The sequence below is a fragment of the Mesorhizobium sp. M4B.F.Ca.ET.143.01.1.1 genome (assembly GCF_004792275.1).
Lineage (GTDB): Bacteria > Pseudomonadota > Alphaproteobacteria > Rhizobiales > Rhizobiaceae > Mesorhizobium > Mesorhizobium abyssinicae.
The window spans coordinates 193,522-214,108 of the sequence record NZ_SRSR01000001.1; the positions used below are offsets into that span (position 1 = coordinate 193,522).

At 64.9% G+C, this 20,587-nt stretch carries 21 protein-coding genes; 9 read left to right on the forward strand and 12 right to left on the reverse strand.

Annotated features, from left to right (window positions below):
• Nucleotides 1-67: 67 nt before the first annotated feature.
• Together EN786_RS00910 and EN786_RS00915 are read right to left on the reverse strand one after the other, a co-directional pair.
• Nucleotides 68-928, reverse strand: coding sequence for an EAL domain-containing protein (locus EN786_RS00910; RefSeq protein WP_127310771.1), 861 nt, complete (start codon nt 926-928; stop codon nt 68-70).
• Nucleotides 925-1,824, reverse strand: coding sequence for an EAL domain-containing protein (locus EN786_RS00915; RefSeq protein WP_127286248.1), 900 nt, complete (start codon nt 1,822-1,824; stop codon nt 925-927). The genes EN786_RS00910 and EN786_RS00915 overlap by 4 nt, the downstream gene beginning before the upstream one ends.
• Before the next feature lie 214 nt (nt 1,825-2,038).
• Between EN786_RS00915 and EN786_RS00920 the strand changes: the two genes are divergently transcribed.
• Nucleotides 2,039-3,241: a pyridoxal phosphate-dependent aminotransferase gene (locus tag EN786_RS00920; protein WP_127310770.1), complete on the forward strand. Its 1,203-nt coding sequence runs from the start codon at nt 2,039-2,041 to the stop codon at nt 3,239-3,241.
• 138 nt (nt 3,242-3,379) lie between these two features.
• Here EN786_RS00920 and EN786_RS00925 read toward each other — a convergent pair whose 3' ends face one another.
• Both EN786_RS00925 and EN786_RS00930 read right to left on the reverse strand, forming a co-directional pair.
• Nucleotides 3,380-3,775, reverse strand: a complete 396-nt coding sequence (locus EN786_RS00925) for a cupin domain-containing protein (protein WP_127286250.1) — start codon at nt 3,773-3,775, stop codon at nt 3,380-3,382.
• Nucleotides 3,776-3,910: 135 nt separating this feature from the next.
• Nucleotides 3,911-4,462 (reverse strand): isoprenylcysteine carboxylmethyltransferase family protein, encoded by a 552-nt coding sequence (locus EN786_RS00930; protein WP_127286254.1) that lies wholly within the window; start codon nt 4,460-4,462, stop codon nt 3,911-3,913.
• A gap of 147 nt (nt 4,463-4,609) precedes the next feature.
• On the opposite strand from EN786_RS00930, the gene EN786_RS00935 reads away from it, so the two are divergent.
• From EN786_RS00935 to EN786_RS00945, 3 genes are all read left to right on the forward strand, one after another.
• On the forward strand, nt 4,610-5,470 hold the full coding sequence (locus tag EN786_RS00935) for an alpha/beta hydrolase (RefSeq protein ID WP_127311571.1): 861 nt from the start codon (nt 4,610-4,612) through the stop codon (nt 5,468-5,470).
• Nucleotides 5,471-5,691: 221 nt separating this feature from the next.
• Nucleotides 5,692-7,743 (forward strand): elongation factor G, encoded by a 2,052-nt coding sequence (locus EN786_RS00940; RefSeq protein ID WP_127286252.1) that lies wholly within the window; start codon nt 5,692-5,694, stop codon nt 7,741-7,743.
• A 682-nt stretch (nt 7,744-8,425) separates the two neighbouring features.
• Complete coding sequence (locus EN786_RS00945) at nt 8,426-8,923, forward strand: isoprenylcysteine carboxylmethyltransferase family protein (RefSeq protein ID WP_127311572.1); 498 nt, start codon at nt 8,426-8,428, stop codon at nt 8,921-8,923.
• A gap of 55 nt (nt 8,924-8,978) precedes the next feature.
• Here the strand turns inward: EN786_RS00945 and EN786_RS00950 are convergent, their stop codons facing one another.
• Nucleotides 8,979-9,875 carry a LysR family transcriptional regulator gene (locus EN786_RS00950; protein WP_127286933.1) on the reverse strand — a complete coding sequence of 299 codons (897 nt, stop codon included), beginning with the start codon at nt 9,873-9,875 and terminating at the stop codon, nt 8,979-8,981.
• Nucleotides 9,876-9,949: 74 nt separating this feature from the next.
• On the reverse strand, nt 9,950-10,924 hold the full coding sequence (gene trxB / locus EN786_RS00955) for a thioredoxin-disulfide reductase (protein WP_135859025.1): 975 nt from the start codon (nt 10,922-10,924) through the stop codon (nt 9,950-9,952).
• 245 nt (nt 10,925-11,169) lie between these two features.
• Between trxB and EN786_RS00960 the strand changes: the two genes are divergently transcribed.
• Entirely contained in the window at nt 11,170-11,652 is a 483-nt protein-coding gene (locus EN786_RS00960) for an Lrp/AsnC family transcriptional regulator (RefSeq protein WP_127286931.1), read from the forward strand.
• Here EN786_RS00960 and EN786_RS00965 read toward each other — a convergent pair.
• The 4 genes from EN786_RS00965 to EN786_RS00980 form a co-directional block, all read right to left on the reverse strand.
• Complete coding sequence (locus EN786_RS00965) at nt 11,649-12,299, reverse strand: HAD-IIIA family hydrolase (RefSeq protein ID WP_127286930.1); 651 nt, start codon at nt 12,297-12,299, stop codon at nt 11,649-11,651. The two genes, EN786_RS00960 and EN786_RS00965, sit on opposite strands and share 4 nt — an antisense overlap.
• Entirely contained in the window at nt 12,292-12,864 is a 573-nt protein-coding gene (locus EN786_RS00970) for an SIS domain-containing protein (RefSeq protein ID WP_127286929.1), read from the reverse strand. Before EN786_RS00970 ends, EN786_RS00965 begins: the two co-directional genes overlap by 8 nt.
• A 7-nt stretch (nt 12,865-12,871) precedes the next feature.
• Nucleotides 12,872-14,356, reverse strand: coding sequence for a D-glycero-beta-D-manno-heptose-7-phosphate kinase (rfaE1, locus tag EN786_RS00975; RefSeq protein WP_135907914.1), 1,485 nt, complete (start codon nt 14,354-14,356; stop codon nt 12,872-12,874).
• A 150-nt stretch (nt 14,357-14,506) separates the two neighbouring features.
• Entirely contained in the window at nt 14,507-15,142 is a 636-nt protein-coding gene (locus EN786_RS00980; RefSeq protein WP_127286499.1) for a LysE family translocator, read from the reverse strand.
• Between the two features lie 162 nt (nt 15,143-15,304).
• Between EN786_RS00980 and rfaD the strand changes: the two genes are divergently transcribed.
• Genes rfaD through waaC form a run of 3 tightly spaced genes read left to right on the forward strand, consistent with a single transcriptional unit; the run spans nt 15,305 to nt 18,206 of the window.
• Nucleotides 15,305-16,255: an ADP-glyceromanno-heptose 6-epimerase gene (gene rfaD / locus EN786_RS00985; RefSeq protein WP_127286498.1), complete on the forward strand. Its 951-nt coding sequence runs from the start codon at nt 15,305-15,307 to the stop codon at nt 16,253-16,255.
• Nucleotides 16,228-17,235 carry a lipopolysaccharide heptosyltransferase II gene (gene waaF / locus EN786_RS00990; RefSeq protein ID WP_127286497.1) on the forward strand — a complete coding sequence of 336 codons (1,008 nt, stop codon included), beginning with the start codon at nt 16,228-16,230 and terminating at the stop codon, nt 17,233-17,235. The genes rfaD and waaF overlap by 28 nt, the downstream gene beginning before the upstream one ends.
• Nucleotides 17,232-18,206 (forward strand): lipopolysaccharide heptosyltransferase I, encoded by a 975-nt coding sequence (gene waaC, locus EN786_RS00995; RefSeq protein WP_127310698.1) that lies wholly within the window; start codon nt 17,232-17,234, stop codon nt 18,204-18,206. The genes waaF and waaC overlap by 4 nt, the downstream gene beginning before the upstream one ends.
• 269 nt (nt 18,207-18,475) lie before the next feature.
• Here the strand turns inward: waaC and greA are convergent, their stop codons facing one another.
• Both greA and EN786_RS01010 read right to left on the reverse strand, forming a co-directional pair.
• Nucleotides 18,476-18,949, reverse strand: a complete 474-nt coding sequence (greA, locus tag EN786_RS01005) for a transcription elongation factor GreA (protein WP_126058735.1) — start codon at nt 18,947-18,949, stop codon at nt 18,476-18,478.
• 284 nt (nt 18,950-19,233) lie between these two features.
• A complete protein-coding gene (locus EN786_RS01010; RefSeq protein ID WP_127310700.1) occupies nt 19,234-19,776 on the reverse strand; it encodes a tetratricopeptide repeat protein in 543 nt (180 codons plus the stop codon).
• A gap of 201 nt (nt 19,777-19,977) precedes the next feature.
• Between EN786_RS01010 and EN786_RS01015 the strand changes: the two genes are divergently transcribed.
• Nucleotides 19,978-20,403 carry a DUF3775 domain-containing protein gene (locus EN786_RS01015; protein ID WP_127286494.1) on the forward strand — a complete coding sequence of 142 codons (426 nt, stop codon included), beginning with the start codon at nt 19,978-19,980 and terminating at the stop codon, nt 20,401-20,403.
• Nucleotides 20,404-20,587: the final 184 nt, after the last annotated feature.

Consider the following 20,587-nt stretch of genomic DNA (forward strand, 5'->3'; position numbering starts at 1 on the left):
CTTCCGGCTCGCGCCAATATCGCGCGGCGGAAGCCGCCTCATCCAGTGATTTGTTTTGGCCTGAACATCAGCGCCGCTGATGCAACGGCACGACCTTGCTTTCGGCTCCGAGCAGCGCCTCGATCGACAGCGGCTCCTCGTTGAAGATCGTGCCGGCCAGCGCCGGGCGGGCGAGATGATAGCCCTGCAAGAAGTCGACGCCGCCATCGAGCGCGACGCGAAGATGCACGGCCTGCTCGATGCCCTCGACCAGCACCTTGGCGCCGCGGTCGTGCAGCGTCGAGACCAGCGGCCGGAAGAAGCGCTCGGCCGCGGCATGTCGGCAGAACTCGGCGAACCAGGCGCCGTCGATCTTGACGATGTCCGGCGCAAGCAGCGCGATGCGCGCCTCGGTCGAGTGGCCGGTGCCGAAATCGTCGATGGCGATGCGGATGCCGTCACGCCGCATCTCGCGCACCAGGCTGGCAAGGACATGATCGTCGGCCGCCTGCTCGGTGATCTCGCACACCAGCATGCCGGGGTAGAGGTCGAGCTCGCCGAGATGCCTGGTCATCAGCCGGATCTCGGCCAGCGCCCGCCCGAGATGATCGTTGACCAGCGGATTGTAATTGAAGAACAGGTCGAGCCCCTCGACGCCGATGTTGCGGAAGTTCCGCAAATGCAGCATCCGGCACATCGTCTCGACGAACAGGCGGTCCGGAGACGGAACGCCGTCGAAGAACACCGGCGGCGCGAGCGGCCTCGCGTCCCGCTGCGCCTCGATCAGCGCTTCGACGGCGACCGGCGCCAGCGAGCGGCCGCGTGGCGCGAAGATCGGCTGATAGGCGCTCTTCAGCCGGAACTCGCCATAGACGCCGTATTCGATGCCGATCTCGTCGGCAAAGATCGCCTCGGCGGCATTGCGCCGCCTGTCCGGCCATACGCTCACGATGCGGTCCTGCGCCCGAATACCCGCGCCCCGCGCGCTGCCGGTGCCGTGCCCGGACCGGCCGGCGCCACACCGGCGCCCGTCGCCGCCGCGGGCGGCGGGGCACCCTTGCCAAAGACGCGAAAACTGGTCGGCGCCAGTTCCGGCCGCGCCAGCACGAAGCCCTGCACCATCGAGGCTCCCGATTTCTCGGCGAGCTCGAGCTGCCAGCCCTCCTCGAGGCCTTCGAACACGGTGCGGATGCCTTGCTGCTCGAAGCTCCTCACCATGGTGGTCAAGAGGGCAAAGCCGGCGCCGGACTCCATCAGCTGCGTGATCCAGTGCGCGTCGAACTTGACGATGTCGGGCTTGAGCTCCTTGATCCGGTTGATGTCGGATTCGTCGGCGCCGTAGTCGTCGACCGCGATGCGGAAGCCGTTGGCCCTCAGCGCCTCGACGAAGCTGTAGAGCGCCTCCTGCGATGCCGACTTCTGCTCGGTGACTTCGCACACCATGCGGCGCGGGTCGATGCCGGCCTCGTGCAGCACCAGCCGCATGTCGCGCAACGCCTTGTCGGCGACGCCGCGATCGGTGAACACCGAGGGATCGAAATTGACGAAGATCGATGCCTCTTCCGGCAGGCAGACGCCGGCGTTGAGCAGGTGCAGCGTGCGCGTCAGCGCCTCGATATGCAGACGGTCGCCTGCCGGGCAGGTGTTGAAGAAAGTCATCGGCGACTGCGGCTCGCCGTCGCGAAACGGCCTGATCAGCCCCTCGAATGCGACGATCGACAGCTTGCCTTCGTTGAAGGCGAAGATTGGCTGGAAGGCGCTCTGCAGCGTATGGACGCCCCAGACACCGCTTGCGGTGCCGTCATCATGACGGATGATGTGGGCGAGCCCGATACTACGCGACAAGGGTTCCTCGCTCCGCAAGACTGGCGGAATTGGCTTATGATCCTGCCATCAGGGGTTTTAGCGGCCGTTGATGAATTTATTGTTGCCGAGGCGATGCCGGTCACGGCGGCTTGACCCCTGGCTCATGCGACAGCGCTTGCGCTTGGCCGGATGTTGCGACAAGAGAGGCGCCGCGGCCGCTCCTGGCCGCGACGCCCCTTGGAGATATCAGGTCATGGCCTTTCTTGCCGACGCCCTTTCCCGCGTGAAGCCTTCCGCGACCATCGCGGTGACGCAGAAAGCGCGCGAGCTGAAAAACGCCGGCCGGGACATCATCGGCCTCGGCGCCGGCGAGCCGGACTTCGATACGCCCGACAACATCAAGAACGCGGCGATCGACGCGATCCGCCGTGGCGAGACCAAGTATCCGCCGGTGTCCGGCATCGCGCCGCTGCGCGAGGCGATCGCCAAGAAATTCAAGCGCGAGAACAATCTCGACTACCGGCCGGAGCAGACCATCGTCGGCACCGGCGGCAAGCAGATCCTGTTCAACGCCTTCATGGCGACGCTGAACCCTGGCGACGAGGTGATCATCCCGCGCCCCTATTGGGTGAGCTATCCCGAGATGGTGGCGATCTGCGGCGGCACCTCGGTGTTTGCCGACACCTCGATCGACAACGGCTTCAAACTGACGCCGGCGGTGCTGGAAAGGGCGATCACGCCGCGCACCAAATGGCTCTTGATGAACTCGCCGTCCAACCCGTCCGGCGCCGCCTACACGGAAGCCGAGCTTCGGGCGCTGGCCGACGTGCTGCTCAAGCACCCGCATGTCTGGACGCTGACCGACGACATGTATGAGCACCTCACCTATGGCGATTTCGTCTTCAGGACCATCGCCGAGGTCGAGCCAAAGCTCTACGAGCGCACGCTGACCATGAACGGCGTCTCGAAGGCCTATGCCATGACCGGCTGGCGCATCGGCTACGCCGCCGGCCCGGTGCCGCTGATCAAGGCCATGGACATGATCCAGGGCCAGCAGACCTCCGGCGCCTGCACCATCGCGCAATGGGCTTCCGTCGAGGCGCTGAACGGCCCGCAGGACTTCATTGCCAAGAACAAGGCGATCTTCCAGGGCAGGCGCGACCTGGTCGTCTCGATGCTCAACCAGGCGCGCGGCATCTCCTGCCCCTCGCCGGAAGGCGCTTTCTACGTCTACCCGTCCTGCGCCGGGCTGATCGGCAGGAAGACGAAAGCCGGCAAGGTGATCGACAGCGACGAGACCTTCTGCTCGGAACTTCTCGAGGCCGAAGGCGTGGCGGTTGTGTTCGGCTCGGCCTTCGGCCTTGGCCCGAACTTCCGCATCTCCTACGCCACCTCGGAGACGCTTCTGGAAGAGGCCTGCACGCGCATCCAGCGCTTCACCGCCTCGCTCACCTGATCAGGTCGCTGCCAAAAGAAAACCCGGCTCAAGGCCGGGTTTTCTTGGGTCGCCGAGCAATTCCAGGAAAAGTGCGTAGCGGCAGGCTCGGCGACTTCGCCGTAGCCTTTCGTCCGGAATTGCGCAAAAACAAAGGCTCTAGCCGCCATACTGCTCGTCGCTGACCTTCTCCAGCCAGTCGGCATGGACGCCGTCGAGCGCTTCCTGCATGGCGATATGCGTCATCGCCGTATTCGCGCCGGCGCCATGCCAGTGCTTTTCGCCGGGCGCGAACGAGATGACGTCGCCGGCCCTGATCTCCTGGATCGGTCCGCCCCAGGTCTGGGCACGGCCGGCGCCCGAAGTGACATAGAGCGTCTGGCCAAGCGGATGCGTGTGCCAGTTGGTGCGCGCGCCCGGCTCGAAGCTGACCAGGGTTGCCCTTAGCCGTGCCGGCGCTTCCTTTTCGATGATCGGGGTCTGCAGCACCCGGCCGGTGAAATATTTCTCCGGCGCCATGATGGTCGGCACGCTGCCGCAGGCAATGATCTTCATCGTCTCGATCCTCGAACTGGTGTCATATCCGTGGCGGCAACCGTCGCGCTACGGCCCGCCATCGTGGCGGCAGTTTCCGCCGATGCCGCTCGCGGCGCAACCGCTTCCCGGGGCGGCCCGACGCGGCGAAACGTGTCACCATCGCAGCCGCGGCCAGAACAGGCCCGCTTGCTTTCGATGGGCCTCATAGGCACCGGCCAGATCGGTGCGCGAAAATTTCTTCTCTTCGTCCAGCGCCGCGATCAGGTAGAGCACGAAGATCCCGGCAACGGGCACCACCGCCCAGATCGACCAGGTCGCGATACCCCAACCGGCCCAGAAGATGATGTAGGAGGTGTAGAACGGGTGGCGGATGTAGGAGAACGGTCCGTCGGTCACCAGGCCATGCGGATTGTCGGCGTCGAAGACAAAGCGCAGCCGCGCCTTGCGCGACCTCGAAATCGCCCACCAGAACAGCGCGGAGCTCACCAGCTGGATCGCCAGCCCGACGATCTTGGCCAGTGGCGGCTGCGGCAGGATCCAGATGATCGCCAGGAAAAACAGCGCCGTCGCGGCCACGACGACCGAGATTATCTTCGCACCCGAGGACATGGCCGACGATTGGAAATGGGCGCGCATCGACCACAGATATTGGCCGACCGTGGCGATGCCGATGATCGAGACAAGAAGGTCGAGCCCACGTTCCATCGTCAAATTTCCAAGCCAACGCCGAAGATTCGCAGGCACTATAGCCGGTCGCCGCGGATTAATCCTTCCTTAACCAGAAACCTAAAGCCCGTGTAGACCCAGGGCATGCGATGCTGGACGTCACGCAATCCTGAGGTTCAATGCATCATGGCCGTCGCCGAGCATACGATCCGCACCCCGCAGGCCGATTTGCGCGTCAGCGAGTCGGCAGGCCCCGGCATGCCCATCGTGATGATCCATGGTTCCGGCGCCTCGCGCGCCGTCTTCGCCCGCCAGTTCGACAGCCCGCTCGCCGATGCCCACCGGCTGGTCGCTTTCGATCTCCCGGGCCATGGCCAGTCCTCGGACGCCGCCGACCCGATGGCGGACTACACCCTTACCGGCCTGGCGCGAGCCGCCGGCCACCTCCTCGACGATCTGGGCATCGACCGCGCCATCGTCTATGGCTGGTCGCTCGGCGGCCATGTCGCGATCGAGCTGGCAAGCTTCCATCCGGCCGTCCACGGACTGATGCTGACCGGCGCGCCACCGGTGTCGAAAGGCTTCTTCGGCATGCTGCGCGGCTTCCACGCCAACTGGGACATGCTGCTGGCTTCGAAGAAGATCTATTCCGAACGCGACGCCGAACGCTTCGAAACACTGTGCTTCGGCGACAGCGCCGACCCGTCGTTCCGCGAAGCCATCCTGCGCACGGATGGCCGGCTGCGCGCCGTGGTGACGCGCTCGATGATGGCCGGCAAGGGCGCCGACCAGAAGCAGGTCGTCGAGCAGGCCGCCTTTCCGGTGGCGATCGTCAATGGCGAGAACGACCCCTTCATCCGGCTAAACTACTTCGACACGCTGGACCATGCCACGCTTTGGGAGCAATGCCACGTCGTCCCGGGCGCCGGACACGCACCCTTCTGGGAGCGACCGGATCTGTTCAATCCGATGCTGTCGCGCTTTGCCGAAACGGTTGCGGCGCGGGAGGCTGATACTGCCCTGCCGGCCCAGCGCCGGGCCGGCTGACGCCACCGTGTAGGGTAACGACTCCTTGCAGCCGCTGGCATGGCGCGCTGGCGCTGAGCGCCTGACGACGCAAAGCCGGCGAATTTCCTATTTTCCTTGCCCTCCCCGCAAACCCGTGGGACGATGCCCTTGGGCAGGTGGCGATTGAAAAGAAGCCCCGCCCGCGACGGCCGAACAGGCCGGCCGCCGCTCCCAGGGAAACGCCTGAGTGGAGGTCAGCCATGGGTACTCGCGCCGGAGGACGACGCACGGGACCGAAATGCATTGCCATAGTCGGTCCCTTCGCAAGCGGTAAGACGACACTTCTCGAAGCAATACTGGCCCGCACGGGCGCCATCCCCCGCCAGAATCCCGTTTCATCAGGCAGCACCGTTTCCGATCATTCAGCCGAGGCCCGCGCCCACGCCATGAGCGTCGAGGCGACCTTCGCGACCACGGAATTCATGGGCGAGCAGCTCACCTTCGTCGATTGTCCCGGCTCTATCGAGTTCGCCTTCGAGGCCGAACCGGTGCTCGCCGCCTGCGATGCCGCTGTCGTCGTTGCCGAAGCCGACGAGAAGAAGATCCCCGCGCTTCAGCTCATCATGCGCAAGCTCGACGATCTCGGCGTGCCGCGCATCCTGTTCCTGAACAAGGTCGACAAGGCGGTCGCCGGCGTGCGCGACACGCTGAAGATGCTGCAGCCGGCAAGTTCGGTGCCGTTGCTGCTGCGCCAGATTCCGCTGCGCAAGGACGGTGTCGTCATCGGCTCGATCGATCTCGCGCTGGAGCGTGCCTACATCTACCGCGAGTATGCCGAGAGCCAGGTCGCCGACATACCGGGTGACGACAAGGCTCGCGAGCTGGAGGCCCGCTTCTCCATGCTGGAGACGCTCGCCGACCACGACGACCAGTTGATGGAGCAGCTGCTCGAGGAGATCGAACCGCCGAAGGATGCGATCTTCGACGACCTTGCCGCCGATCTTCGCGCCGGCGCGGTGACGCCGGTGCTGATCGGCACCGCCGAGAAGGGCAATGGCGTGCTGCGCCTCCTGAAGGCGATACGCCATGACGCGCCCGACATCGAGGCGACCCGCAAGCGCCTTGGCGCGCCCGACGGCAACCAGACCGTCGTCCAGGTGATGAAGACCATCCACACCGCGCATGGCGGCAAGCTGTCGGTATCGCGCGTGCTCTCCGGACAGCTCGCCGACGCGGCCGAGCTTTACCTGTCGAACGGCGAAGCCGCCAAGGTCTCCGGCATCTACAAGATGCTTGGCAAGGACCAGCTGAAGCTCGCCTCCGCCAAGGCCGGCGACACCGTCGCGCTCGGCAAGCTCGACATTGTCAAGACCGGCCAGACGCTGAGCTCCGCCAAGGGCGGCATCAGTCCGCTGGTCACGCTGGAGCCGCCGCAGCCGGTGTTCGCCTTCGCGCTGCGGCCGAAGGAGCGCAAGGACGAGGTCAAGATGTCGGCCGCCATCCAGCGCCTTGCCGAGGAGGATCCCTCGCTCAGCCTGCGCCACAACCAGGACTCCGCCGAAACCGTGCTGTCGGGGCATGGTGAGATGCACCTGCGGGTCGTGCGCGAGCGGCTCGAGGGCAAGAACCAGATCCCGGTAGAGGGTCACAACCCCGCCGTGCCTTACCGCGAAACGATCCGCAAATCGGCGCAGCAGCGCGGTCGCCACAAGAAGCAGTCCGGCGGCCACGGCCAGTTCGGCGACGTGGTGGTCGAGATCAAGCCGCTGCCGCGCGGCTCCGGCTTCCAGTTCACCGACACCATCACCGGCGGCGTGGTGCCGAAGACCTACATCCAGTCCGTGGAGACCGGCATACGCGACTATCTGAAATCCGGCCCGCTCGGCTTCCCCGTGGTCGATGTCGCGGTCAATCTCTCGGACGGGTCCTACCATGCCGTCGATTCCTCCGACATGGCCTTCCAGATGGCGGCCAAGCTGGCGATGAAGGAAGGCATGGCTGCCTGCTCGCCGGTGTTGCTTGAGCCGGTGATGAAGGTCGAGATCGTCACGCCGTCGGACGCGACGTCGAGGATCATCGCCCTGATCCCGCAGCGGCGCGGCCAGATCCTCGGTTATGACGCGCGGCCCGACTGGCCGGGATGGGATGTGGTCGAGGCGACCATGCCGCAGGCGGAGATCGGCGACCTGATCATCGAGCTGCGCTCGGCGACGGCCGGCGTCGCCAGCTACCGGGCCGCCTTCGACCACATGGCCGAGCTGACCGGCCGACTGGCGGACGAGGCGATGAACGCCAACGGCAAGGCTGCCTGAGCCGATCCGCCAATGCGAAAACGGCGCCCGGATGATCCGGACGCCGTTTATCGCGGACCGTCTTCCTGGGAGGCAAACGGCAGGTCCGCCGCATGTGTCCGCCCTGTAGCCGACGGAAGAAAGGTTCGGACGCGGTAGCCGCCTGAGCCCGGTCCGTCCGAGTGATGCCCCCATCTCCCGAACCAACCAAACCGCGTCCTATGGTCTGCTTAGTCGATAGCGTGTGTCTGCGCCATGTTACCAGAGGTTACATGTCACTGTTACGTGGCATTGCCGATCGATTTTCCGCGCCCTCATTGCCCTGCGGGCAACAAAAAAGCCGGATCAATAAAGATCCGGCTGAGTTTGATTGGAAGTGCCTGTTAAGGCTAACCTCCAGAGGGGAACACTCGAGGGCGCTAATGGGAGGAGAACGCGCCCAGGAGATGATCTATATATGTGCTCATCATGCCCAAGAAACAAGCATCTATTTTGCAACACACGCATGCAAAAAGACGGAGGCTGTGGTCCAACCTATTCCAAGGCTCGATAGGACCAGAAAAATCGACCGAATCGAGCGCGCTACAGGGTCGAAATCATTGCCGAGGTCTGCATCGGGGTCGATTCAATTGGGAAAATGCGAACGCCGCCGAATGATGTGGATTCGAGCAGCCCAAGTCCATTTTTGCGGCAAGGGTGGCTGATGCGTAGATTTTCGGCAATCGCCGGCAGCGCGCTGTTCCTTGTCGTGGCGCCCGGCGTCGTCGCCGGGCTGGCGCCGTTTCTGCTGACGGACCGCTACCGGCTGCCGCTGTCGACGGTGCCGGGCTTCGCCCCTGTCGGCTGGGTGCTGGTTGTGGGAGCGGCAGCCATGCTGCTGCACGCCTTCGCCCGCTTCGCGCTCGAGGGCCTTGGCACGCCGGCCCCGGTGGCCCCGACCGAACGGCTGGTCGTCGGCGGCATCTACCGCCATGTGCGCAACCCGATGTACGTCGCTGTGCTGTCGATCATCCTCGGCCAGGCGCTGTTGTTCTCGAGCTGGGCGCTCGTCGTCTACGGCGCCATCGTCGGCGCGGCCATGGCCTCGTTCGTCAGGCTCTACGAGGAACCGACCCTTGCCCGCCGATACGGCGCCGAATACGAGGCCTACCGCCGCGCCGTCCCCGGCTGGCTGCCGCGGCTGACGCCGTGGCGAGGGTGATCCGACAAACCGGAGGTTCAGGTCAGGCCGGCCTCAGCAAGATTTCGATGCGCCCTTAGAAGGACCAGCTGCGCGCCTTGGCGATGATGAAATCGCGGAACACATGCAGCTTGGCCTGGTTCTTCATCGCGTCGGGATAAGCGAAATAGGTGTCGAAGGACGGCACTTCCGTCTCCGGCAGCAGCTGGATCAGGCCCGAGTCCTTGTTGATCACGTAGTCGGGCAGCATGGCGATGCCGGCGCCGCCCTGCACCGCGCGCTTGATCGACAGGATGTCGTTGATCTGCAGCGTCGGCACTCTTTGCCCGTTCTCGAAATCGCCGACCGTCTCCAGCCAGTTCAGCTCCGACAGATGCGAGGGCACCGGCACGCCGAAGGTGACGATGCGGTGGTTCCTGAGCTCGGCGATCGAGGCCGGCTTGCCGAACTTGGCGATATAGGAGGGCGCCGCGTAGAGATGGAAATGCACCGTAAACAGGCGGCGCTGGATGAGGTCCGGCTGCTGCGGCTGGCGCAGCCGGATGGCGCAGTCGGCTTGCCGCATGGTGAGGTCGAGCTCCTCATTGGCGAGGATCAGCTGCAGGCTGATCTCGGGATAGAGCTCGATGAATTCCTGCACGCGTTCGGTCAGCCAGCCGGCGCCCAGCCCCACCGTGGTCGTCACCCTTAGCACGCCGGACGGCCGGTCCTTGGCCTCGGCCAGCCGCGACTTGATCGTCTCCAGCTTCATCAGCACGTCATGCGCCGTGCGGAAAAGCATCTCGCCCTGTTCGGTCAGCACCAGGCCGCGCGCGTGGCGATGGAACAGCGCCACGCCGACATCATGCTCCAGCGCGCTGACCTGCCGCGAGATCGCCGACTGCGACAGATGCAGCGTCTCGGCGGCGTGGGTGAACGACCCAGCCTCCGCCGCAGCGTGAAACACGCGTAGCTTGTCCCAGTCCAGCGCCATGATTTCCCCTCTTATCGTTTTCTGGCGTCTGAATGAAAAATCAGGCTTTTAAACGGCTTCTCTCAGCCGTTTCGTTATTCCGCTGCCTCGCGATGCACCTCGATCCCGGCGAGATATTTTTCCGCCTCGAGCGCGGCCATGCAGCCGAGCCCGGCTGCCGTCACCGCCTGCCGGTAGACGTCGTCGGTGACGTCGCCGGCGGCGAACACGCCGGGCACGTCGGTGCGGGTCGAATCCGGCGCCGTCCACAGATAGCCGTTCGGCTTCTGCTTCAGCTTGCCGACGAAAAGCTCGACCGCCGGCGCGTGGCCGATCGCCACGAACACGCCGTCGACCTTGAGCCGCGTCACCTCGCCGGTCGCCACGTTGCGCAGCGTCAGCCCTTCCACCGAAGGCGGCAGCGGCGCCTTGCCGGGCTGGCCGGTGATCTCGTCGACGACAGTGTCCCAGATGACGCGCACATTCTCCTTCTTGAGCAGCCTTTCGCGCAGGATGCGCTCGGCGCGGAAGTCGCCGCGCCGGTGAATGACGGTGACGCTCTTGGCGAGGTTGGAGAGGTAAAGCGCTTCCTCGACCGCCGAATTGCCGCCGCCGACCACCGCGACATCCTTGCCGCGATAGAAGAAACCGTCGCAGGTGGCGCAGGCCGAGACGCCAAAGCCCATGAAGGTCTGCTCGGAGGGAATGCCCAGCCATTTCGCCTGCGCGCCGGTGGCGATGATCAGCGCATCGGCGGTGTAGGTGGTGCCGGAATCGCCCTTGGCCCGGAACGGCCGCACGTTGAGGTCGACCTCGGTGATGATGTCGTTGACGATGTCGGTGCCGACATGCTCGGCCTGCTTCAGCATCTGCTCCATCAGCCATGGACCCTGGATCGGATCGGCAAAGCCCGGATAGTTTTCGACATCGGTGGTGATCATCAGCTGGCCGCCCTGCTGCAGGCCGGCGACCAACATGGGTTTCAGCATGGCGCGGGCGGCATAGATCGCCGCCGTGTAGCCGGCTGGGCCGGAGCCAATGATGAGGACTGGCGCGTGCTTGGTGGTCATGAAAGCTCTCTGCTGAGGGCAGCCAAGGATCTTGATTAAGGAAATCCCGCCCAAATTCGCCCGTAATGTAAGTGCTGCCCGCGCCGCCAGCAAGGCGGGTTGGCAGTCGTCCCCGGAAAGCTGCTGCGGCATAGCCGCCAATATCTCTCACCCTCCGTTCAAAAATCATCGAACGGAGGGATGGCATGCATCGGAAAGTCTAATTACAAAATCACGAAAGATTCTTGCGCGCACGAAAGCCGACCATGCCGCTCAAAGCCGATCTCGACGCCATCGACTGGAAGATCCTGCGCGAGCTGCAGGAAGACGGGCGCATGACCAATGTCGAACTGTCCAACCGGGTCGGCATTTCGGCGCCGCCTTGCCTGCGCCGCGTCCGACGGCTGGAGGAAGCCGGCATCATCCGCGGCTACCGCGCCCTGCTCAACGCGCCGGCGCTCGGCATGGATGTCGTTGCCTTCTGCCTGATCGGCCTGCATCACCAGGCCGACGCCGAGCTCAAAACCTTCGCCGAGCGCACGCGCGGCTGGCCGATCGTGCGCGACGCCTGGATGGTCTCGGGCGAGTCCGACTTCCTGCTGCACTGCGTGGCGAGCGACCTCGGCACCTTCCAGACCTTCGTCATCGAGGAACTGGCCTCGGCGCCGAATGTCGACACGGTGCGCACTGCGCTGACCATTCGCCGCGTCAAGGACGAAGGCCTGGTGGCGTTCGAGATGAAATCCTAAGCTCTGCCGAGCCCTGCGATAAGATCGCAAAGCCTTCGATGGTCGTTGCCAGTTATTAGCTTATGCGTGACGAAGGCGGCGTCGCCGGATTTTCGGTTGGACCTGCTCCCAACGTGCCAACCATCACGAAGCCCGGCGCGTCGGCCGGCTTCCATATCGTCGGCCTTGTCGCCAACAATGATCGACCGCCCCAAATCCAAGTCCAACAGATCGCGCGCACGCAGCAGCATGCCAGGATTGGGCTTGCGCGTCGGATGGTCGCCTACCGCCAGAACGCCTGTGCCGCTCGAATGGTACCCACAGGCGAGCACAAGATCGATCTGGCATTTCTCCGCTTTCAGAAGCTGCAGGACCCTGCCGTTGACCGCTGCAAAATCCGGCCAGCCGAAATAGCCGCGCGCTATGCCCGATTGGTTGGAGACGATGATCGCCGGAAGCCCAACTACATTGGCAGTTCTGATGACGGGCAGCATTTCCGGCCGCAGCACGATATCGGCAGGATCGCTCGGATAGCTGGTGTCGACATTGATGGTGCCGTCGCGGTCGAGGAACAGCGCCGGCAGTCCGGTTGGAAAGGTTCGGCTTCCGATCCGCTCGATCCACAGGCCTGGCTCGACCAACGGACCGGTTGCACTGCCCTCAGCCATTGCTGAGACGCGCTTCGACCGCCTCGCACAGATAGTGGTACAGGCAGAGATGCCCCTGCTGGATGATCGGCGTCGAGGTCGACGGCACGTTGAGCAGGATATCGGTGAGCGGCTTGAGCTTGCCGCCGGTGTCGCCGGTCAGGCTGATCACCGTCATGCCCATCATGCGAGCCTGTTCGGCGGCGGCCAGGATGCTGGGCGAATTGCCGCTGGTCGAGATGGCGAGCAACACCGCGCCTTCCGAGCCATGCGCCTCGACCTGGCGCGAGAACACCGTGTCGAAGCCATAGTCGTTGCCCCAGGCGGTCAGCACCGCAGCATTGGCCGGCAGCGCGATGACATTGTAGGCCTTGCGCTCCTTGAGGAAGCGGCCGACCAGCTCGCCGGCGATATGGATGGCGTCGCTAGCCGAGCCGCCATTGCCGCAGATCAGCAGCGCCTTGCCTTGCGACAGTGCGGTGACGACCGTGCTCACGGCGCGTTCCATCTCGGCCGTAAGGTCGCGTTCGACCGTCGCCGTAAGCGCGGCCGCCGAGCGGACCAGATAGTCGTTCAGTGCGGACATGAAACCCTCAATTGGTAGCGCGCATCCTGCCGATGGTCCCGGTCGTGCTCTTGCCGGCGACGAGATCGACCAGCACCACGCGGCCGCCCGCCTTCTGCACCACGTCGGCGCCCACCACCTTGTCGATCGTATAGTCGGCGCCCTTGACCAGTATGTCGGGCAGCAAGGCTTCGATCAGCGCCAGCGGCGTGTCTTCCTCGAAGACGACGACAGCGTCGACCGAGGCCAGGGCCGCCAGCACGCAGGCGCGGTCGTGCTGGTCGTTGACCGGACGTCCCGAACCCTTCAGCCGGCGCACCGAAGCATCGCTGTTGAGGCCGAGCACCAACCGGTCGCACTGGCTGCGCGCCGCGTGCAGCAGGCTGACATGGCCGGCATGCAGGATGTCGAAGCAGCCATTGGTGAAGCCGACGGTCAGCCCCTCCTCCTTCCAGGCGGTCACCATCCTGGCTGCCGCGCTGGCATCGAGAATAGCGTCCTTGTGGGTGACCGGCCCGTGCGAGCGGAACAGCGCGCCGGTCAGTTCCTCGACCGTCAGCCGCGCCGTACCGCGCTTGCCGACCACCACGCCGCCTGCGGCATTGGCGATGGAGCCGGCCTGCACACGGTCGGCGCCCGCCGCAAGCGCGAGCGCGAAGGTGGCGATGACGGTGTCGCCGGCGCCGGAGACGTCGAACACTTCCCTCGCCTGCGTGGCGATGTGGCGGGCATCGTCGGGCTCGACGACGCTCATGCCCTTTTCGCTGCGCGTCGCCACGACGAAGTCGAAGCCATGCGCCGAGATCAGGTCCCGCGCCGCCGCCACGATCTCGTCGTCGGCAAACACCGCGCGTCCCACGGCCTCGCCGAGTTCCTTGCGGTTGGGCGTGACCGCCGTCGCACCGGCGTAGCGCGCATAGTCGCGGCCCTTCGGATCGACCAGCACCGGCTTTCCGACTTCGCGGCACATCGCGATCAGCTCGCCGGCGACACCGTCGAGCAGCATGCCCTTGCCGTAGTCGGACAGGATGACGATGTCGGCGCGCGCAAGGGCCGTGCGGAAATGCTCGACCAGCGTCGATCGCTCGCCGGCATTGAGCGGCTTCACCTCCTCTTCGTCGAAACGCAGCACTTGCTGGTTGAGCGCGCTGAAGCGGCTCTTCGACGAGGTCATGCGGTCGCGCTGCTGTGACAGGCCGAATGTCTCGGCGCCAAGCTCGCCAAGCATCCGCATCAGATCGTCGCCCGCCTTGTCGGCGCCGATCACAGAAACCGGAATTGCGGCTGCACCCAGCGAAACGATGTTGGAGACGACGTTGCCGGCACCGCCCATCGCCAGCATCTCGCCGCGCCCGTGCAGCACCGGAATGGGCGCCTCCGGCGAGATCCGCTCGATGACGCCGTTGACGAAACGGTCGAGGATGAAGTCGCCGACCACCAGCACGGTGACGCCGCCAAAGCGGGCGATGGCGCGGTGCAAAGGTTCCGGGGAAGGCAGATGATGATTGATCATGTCACTGGCAACGCGCGGAAAAAGCCGTTTCTGAGGATGGTTCGGGGTTCAAATGGCTGGCCGGTCGTTCATGGCGAAGCCGATATACCGCAATTCGAGCCAGCGCAACGGCGGCCAGGGAACGGGTCGCCGCAGACCCCGGTCGGCCGTTCAGCTCTTCTGCAGGGCGACATGGACGCCGAGACCAACCAGCACCGCGCCGCCCGCGCGCTGCATCAGCCGCTGCGCGCGGCTCGAACGGCGCAGCCGGGCGATCATCGCCCCGGCCAGGAAAACGCACGCTATGTCGGCGGAGGAGAACATCAGGTTGACGATGGTGCCAAGGATGACGAACTGCAGCCAGACCGGAAATGCCGCCGAGGCATCGATGAATTGCGGCAGGAACGCCATGAAGAAGATCGCCGTCTTGGGATTGAGCACTTCGACGGTGATGCTCTCGAAAAAGGCGCGGCGGGCCGATTTCCGCTCGATGGCGGGCAGTGCCGCGTCGCCGCCTTGCGTCCTGGCGCGCAAAAGCGAGACGCCGAGCCAGATCAGATAGAGCGCGCCGATGAGCTTGACCGCCATGTAGAGCGGCGGAACGGCATGGAACAGCACCGAAAGACCCGCTGCCGCCGCAAGGACATGCACATAGCCGCCGAGATGGATGCCGAGCGCTGCCGTCAGCCCCGACCAGCGCCCGCGCGCCATCGTCTGCGCCGCCGCATAGAGCATGGCAGGACCCGGAATGTAGGCAAAGATCGCCGTGGTGGCGAAAAAGGCGATAAGCAGTTCGGTCGACGGCATTTTTTCCCTCACGGTCCGGCGGGTGGCGCGAACCGACTGAAGCCGGAGCTTTGCGGCCTCACTGTGACATCCGCCCGCAGCCGCCTGCTTTATCGACAGCCTAACTCGCCTCCCTTATAAGGGCCGGAATCGGCAAGCGAAACGAGTATCAGGGCCAAAAATATGATCATCGTCACGGGCGGCGCCGGTATGATCGGCTCCAACATCGTCGCCGCGCTCAACGCCGAGGGGCACAGCGACATCCTCGTTGTCGACGACCTCACCGACGGCCACAAGATCGCCAATCTCGCCGACCTGCATATCGCCGACTATCTCGACAAGGACGATTTCCTCGCGCGCCTGGGGGATGGCGGGCTCGGCCGCGTCGACGCGGTCTTCCACCAGGGCGCCTGCTCGACCACCACCGAGTGGAACGGCAAATACATGATGGAGGTCAACTACGCCTATTCGAAGCGGCTCCTGCATGCCTGCCTGGCCTTGCGCGTGCCCTTCCTCTACGCCTCCTCGGCGTCGGTCTATGGCGGCGGCAGCGAGTTCCGCGAGGAACAGCAGTTCGAGCGCCCGCTCAACGTCTATGCCTATTCCAAGAAGCTGTTCGACGACTATGTCCGCCGCACCGTCTTCGACACCGACCATTCGCAGGTGGCCGGGCTGCGCTATTTCAACGTCTACGGACCGCGCGAGGCGCACAAGGGCGCCATGGCCTCGGTCGCCTTCCATCTGTTCAACCAGGTCGAGCGCGGCGAAAACCCGAAGCTGTTCGGCGCCTATGACGGGTTCGGACCCGGCGAGCAGAGCCGCGACTTCATCCATGTCGGCGACGTCGCCGACGTCAATCTGTGGCTCTGGAAGCGCGGCTCGAGCGGCATCTTCAACTGCGGCACCGGCCGCGCCCAGCCATTCCGCGCCATCGCCGAGACCGTCATCGATACACTCGGCAAGGGCAGGCTCGAATTCATCGACTTCCCCGACCACCTCAAGGGCAGCTACCAGAGTTTTACCCAAGCTGATATGTCCCGCTTGCGCGCGGCCGGTTACAATGGCCAATTCCGGACTGTCGAAACCGGTGTCAGAGACTATGTCGAATGGCTGAAAGCCCAGCGATCCTCGTGATCGGCCCACGTTGGGTGGGCGACATGGTCATGGCGCAGTGCCTGTTCTCGGCGCTGAAGGAGCAATATCCGAACGCCGCGATCGACGTGCTGGCGCCGGCCTGGGCGGCACCGCTGGTCAAGCGCATGCCCGAGATACGCCAGCAGATCGATTTCCCGCTGAAGCCGGGCGCGCTCGAGTTCCGCATCCGCAGGCGCTTCGGCCGCCTGCTGCGCGGCCGCTACGACATGGCTTACGTCCTGCCCGGAAGCTGGAAGTCGGCGCTGATCCCGTTCTTTGCCCGCATTCCGCGCCGCGTCGGCAACCTAAGGGAAATGCGCTACGGCCTGCTCACCGACATCGTGCCGCTGCCCGACGCGGTGAAGCGGCGCACGGCGCTGACCTATTTCGGCCTTGCCCGCGGCGGCACCTTCCAGGCCCCGAAGCTCACCGTCGATACCGTCAGCCAGGCTGCCCTGCTCGAGCGGTCGGGCCTCACCGCGAAGACCTTCGTGGCGCTGATGCCCGGCGCGGAATTCGGCCCGGCGAAACGCTGGCCGAGCGAAAGCTACGCCGAACTGGCGCGCGGGATGATGGCTAAGGGCCTGAAGGTCGCGCTGCTCGGATCCAGGAACGACGCCGAGGTGACGGCGGAGATCGCCGCGCTTGCGCCCGGCGCCGTCGACCTTGCCGGCAAGACGCGACTGGAGGACGCCATCGACCTCATCGCCGCGGCGCGGCTGGCGGTGTCGAACGACAGCGGGCTGATGCATGTCGCCGCCGCTGTCGGCACGCCGATCGTCGCTGTCTACGGCTCGACCTCGCCTGAGAACACGCCGCCGCTATCCGAGCGGGCCGAGCTGGTATGGCTGGGCCTCTCCTGCTCGCCCTGCCACCAGAAGACCTGTCCGCTCGGTCATCTCAACTGCCTGAAGACGCTGGATGTCGCGCGGGTCGCGGCAGCAGTGGACCGGCTGCTGGAAATACCGGCCGCCGCATGAAGATCCTGATCGTCAAGACATCCTCGATGGGTGATGTCATCCATACATTTCCGGCTGTCGAGGATGCGCGCCGCCACCGCCCGGACGTCTCCTTCGACTGGTGCGTGGAGGAAGCCTTTGCCGGCATCGTCGCCCTGCATCCGGCGATCGGCGCCATCCACACGGTGGCGATCCGGCGCTGGCGCAAGCGGCTTTTCAACAGCGACACCTGGCATGAAGCGGGAAAACTGCGCCGCGCCCTGCGCGCTGCCGGCTACGACCTCGTCATCGATGCGCAGGGACTGCTGAAGTCCGCTGTGGTGGCAAAGCAGGCGGCGGCGCCGGTCGCCGGCTTCGACCGGGCAAGCGCGCGCGAACCGTCGGCGACGCTGTTCTACGACCACCGCTACGGCGTGCCCCGCGATCTGCACGCCATCGAACGGACGCGGCGGCTGTTCGGCCTGGCGCTCGGCTACCAGCCCGATCTCTCCGGCCTCCAGTCCGGCATCGTGCCGCCGGCGGATGGCCTGGCCGGCACCAGCGGCAACACCGCGTTCCTGCTGCACGGCACCAGCCGCGAGGACAAGAAATGGCCGGTTAAGGACTGGATCGAGACCGCCGGGCTGTTGCTCGAGAGGAAAATGACGCCTGTCGTCACCTGGTCGAACGAGCCTGAAAAGGCAGTGGCCGAGGCGATCGCCAGGGCCGTGCCGCAGGCGGTGCTGGTGCCCAAATCGCCGCTGGCGGTGATCGCCGCGATCATCGGCCGCTCGGCGCTGGTCATCGGTGCCGACACCGGCCTCACCCACCTCGCCAGCGCCTTCGGCCTGCCGACGGTCGCAGTCTTCCTGGCCACCGAACCCGGCCTCACCGGCCCGCGCGGGCCGTTTTCATCGACCTTGCTGGCTGCACCTGGCGGCAAAGTCACGCCGGCTGACGTGATGGCGGAGGCGGAGCGGCTCATGGAACGGCAAGCGCTCGGTCAACACTGATTTTTATCAAATAGATTCAAATAGAAAGGCCGGCTCCGCCCCTCATCCGCCTGCCGGCACCTTCTCCCCGCAGAACGGGGAGAAGGAGGATGGCCACGACCCTGGCGCGTTTCCCATACTGTCGGCGATTGGCGAAATCAGCGGCGCCAGCGTCCTTCTCCCCGTTCCACGGGGAGAAGATGGCGGCAGCCAGATGAGGGGCGGCGCGACCTCGCAGGACAGTCCTTAGCGGAAGCATCAGCAGAATGAGGAAGCTTCCGCGCAGCCCCTCAGATGAATTGCACCTGGACGATCTCGTAGCCGCGCGCGCCGCCGGGCGCGTTGACCTCGATGGCGTCGCCGACTTCCTTGCCGATGAGGGCGCGCGCGATCGGCGAGGAGATCGAGATGCGGCCAGACTTCACGTCCGCTTCCTGGTCGCCGACGATCTGGTAGGTCTTCTTCTCCTCGGTGTCCTCGTCGACCAGCACCACGGTGGCGCCGAACTTGACCTTGTCGCCGCTGAGCTTGGTGACGTCGATCACCTCGGCCCGCGCGATCAGGTCCTCGAGCTCGTTGACGCGGCCTTCATTGTGGCTCTGCGCCTCTTTGGCCGCGTGGTATTCGGCGTTTTCGGAAAGGTCGCCATGCGAGCGCGCCTCGGAGATCGCCTCGATGATGCGCGGCCGCTCTTCCTGCTGGCGCCAGCGCAGTTCTTCCTTCAATGACGCGAACCCCTCGCCTGTCATCGGGACCTTGTTCATATGCCTGACCTTTCCTGCCGCCACCCCCGTTTTTCGGGGATGGCCCTTGTCGATGGGTACAAAAAGAAAACGGTCCGGCAGCCTTGGGCTAACGGAACCGTTTCACCGCAATTTGCCTGAATATAGCAATGTTTGCGCGTTTTTCACGCCAAAAAATCCGGTTTTGAAAAATCATCCGCTGCTTTCGCAAGGGCGATCGCCGCCAAAGCAATCCTTTGCCGGCGCGGCAACAAAAAGCCGGCTGCGATCGCTCGCAGCCGGCTGGAAGGGGTGTCGAGGTCGAATCAGCTTCTCAGGAAATGGTCGATCTGCTCGGCCAGCATGCCGTATTCGCGCGAGCCCTTGCCGGTGCGCTTCTCGATTTCGCTGAGCTGTTCGCGGGCCCCCGCAAGGTCGCCGATCTGCAGATGCGCCTCGCCGAGATATTCGCGCACCAGCGTGTAGTCGGGATTGATGCGCAAGGCTTCCTCGTAATAGCCGAGGCCGACGGTGATGCGGCCGGAATGGCGATGCGAATAGCCGAGATAGTTGAGGATGCGCGGATCCTGCTTGTTGGCCGCAAGGCTGAGCACGGCGATCGCCTCGTCATAGCGCCCGGCCATCGCAAGGTCGTGGCCCGCCTCATAGATGTTGTTGTCGTCCAGCATGCCGTACTTCGGCGTCACGCATTTCTGCTTCTTCTTGTCCCAGACTTCGCCCTTCTTGCACTTCTCGGTCGGGCTGCCGCCGCCACCACCGCCTCCACCCTCGCCGGCCGTGAAGGCGGGCGCCACAAAGAGCGGCAAAGCCACAACAGCCATGACCTGGATCAGCAAACGTCTGCGCATCGGAGCCTCCTTGAGAATGACAATGGGATATTAACGCCGGGCCTGCCTTCTTTCATCCCGGAAAAGCGGAGCGCGTGAAAATCCTGCGCTCCAGGCCCGCACCACCGGCATTTTGCCTGAAACAGGCCGAACATGACGTGACGCGCGCCACAAATCCGCTATCATCCGGCAAACGGCCGATGGAGCATGCGGAGCAGGCCAGTGCAGCAGCGCCTCGAAAAGGAATGGGAGCTTTCGATCGGTCCCGATACCGTGCGCCTGTTCATTCTCAAGGCCAAGGCGCTGAGCGCGGCCGTCAACGAGGACTATGCCGACGGCGCCGAGCACGAAATCGAGTTCGACGGCGACACCCGGGACAGCCACCATCATGACGGTCTCGTCGAGGAGAGCTCGGAAAACCTGACCGAGGAGGAGCTGCGCGAGCTGATCGACGACCTCAATGTCGACGAAGCGGCCGAGCTGATCGCCCTCGCCTGGGTCGGCCGCGGCGACTATGACGCCGCCGAATGGGCCGACGCGCTGGCCGCCGCGCGCGAGCGCGCCAACAAGCGCACGGCCAAATATCTGCTCGGCATGCCGCTGCTCGCCGACTGGCTGGAGGAAGGGCTGGAAGCGATCGGCGCGTAACGCGTTGGTAACCGATTGTGATCGGTCGGATGCGCCTTCGAAGGCAACTTCGCCATGCCGACGCCGTTTCCGGGCGATGGCAACGCTGAGCATTTCCGGATTTTTCAGGCTGGCGCTGCCTTTGGCAGCTGCGGTTTTGCTGATCACGCCGGCCGATGCCAGGCATCGTCACAGGCAGCCGCTG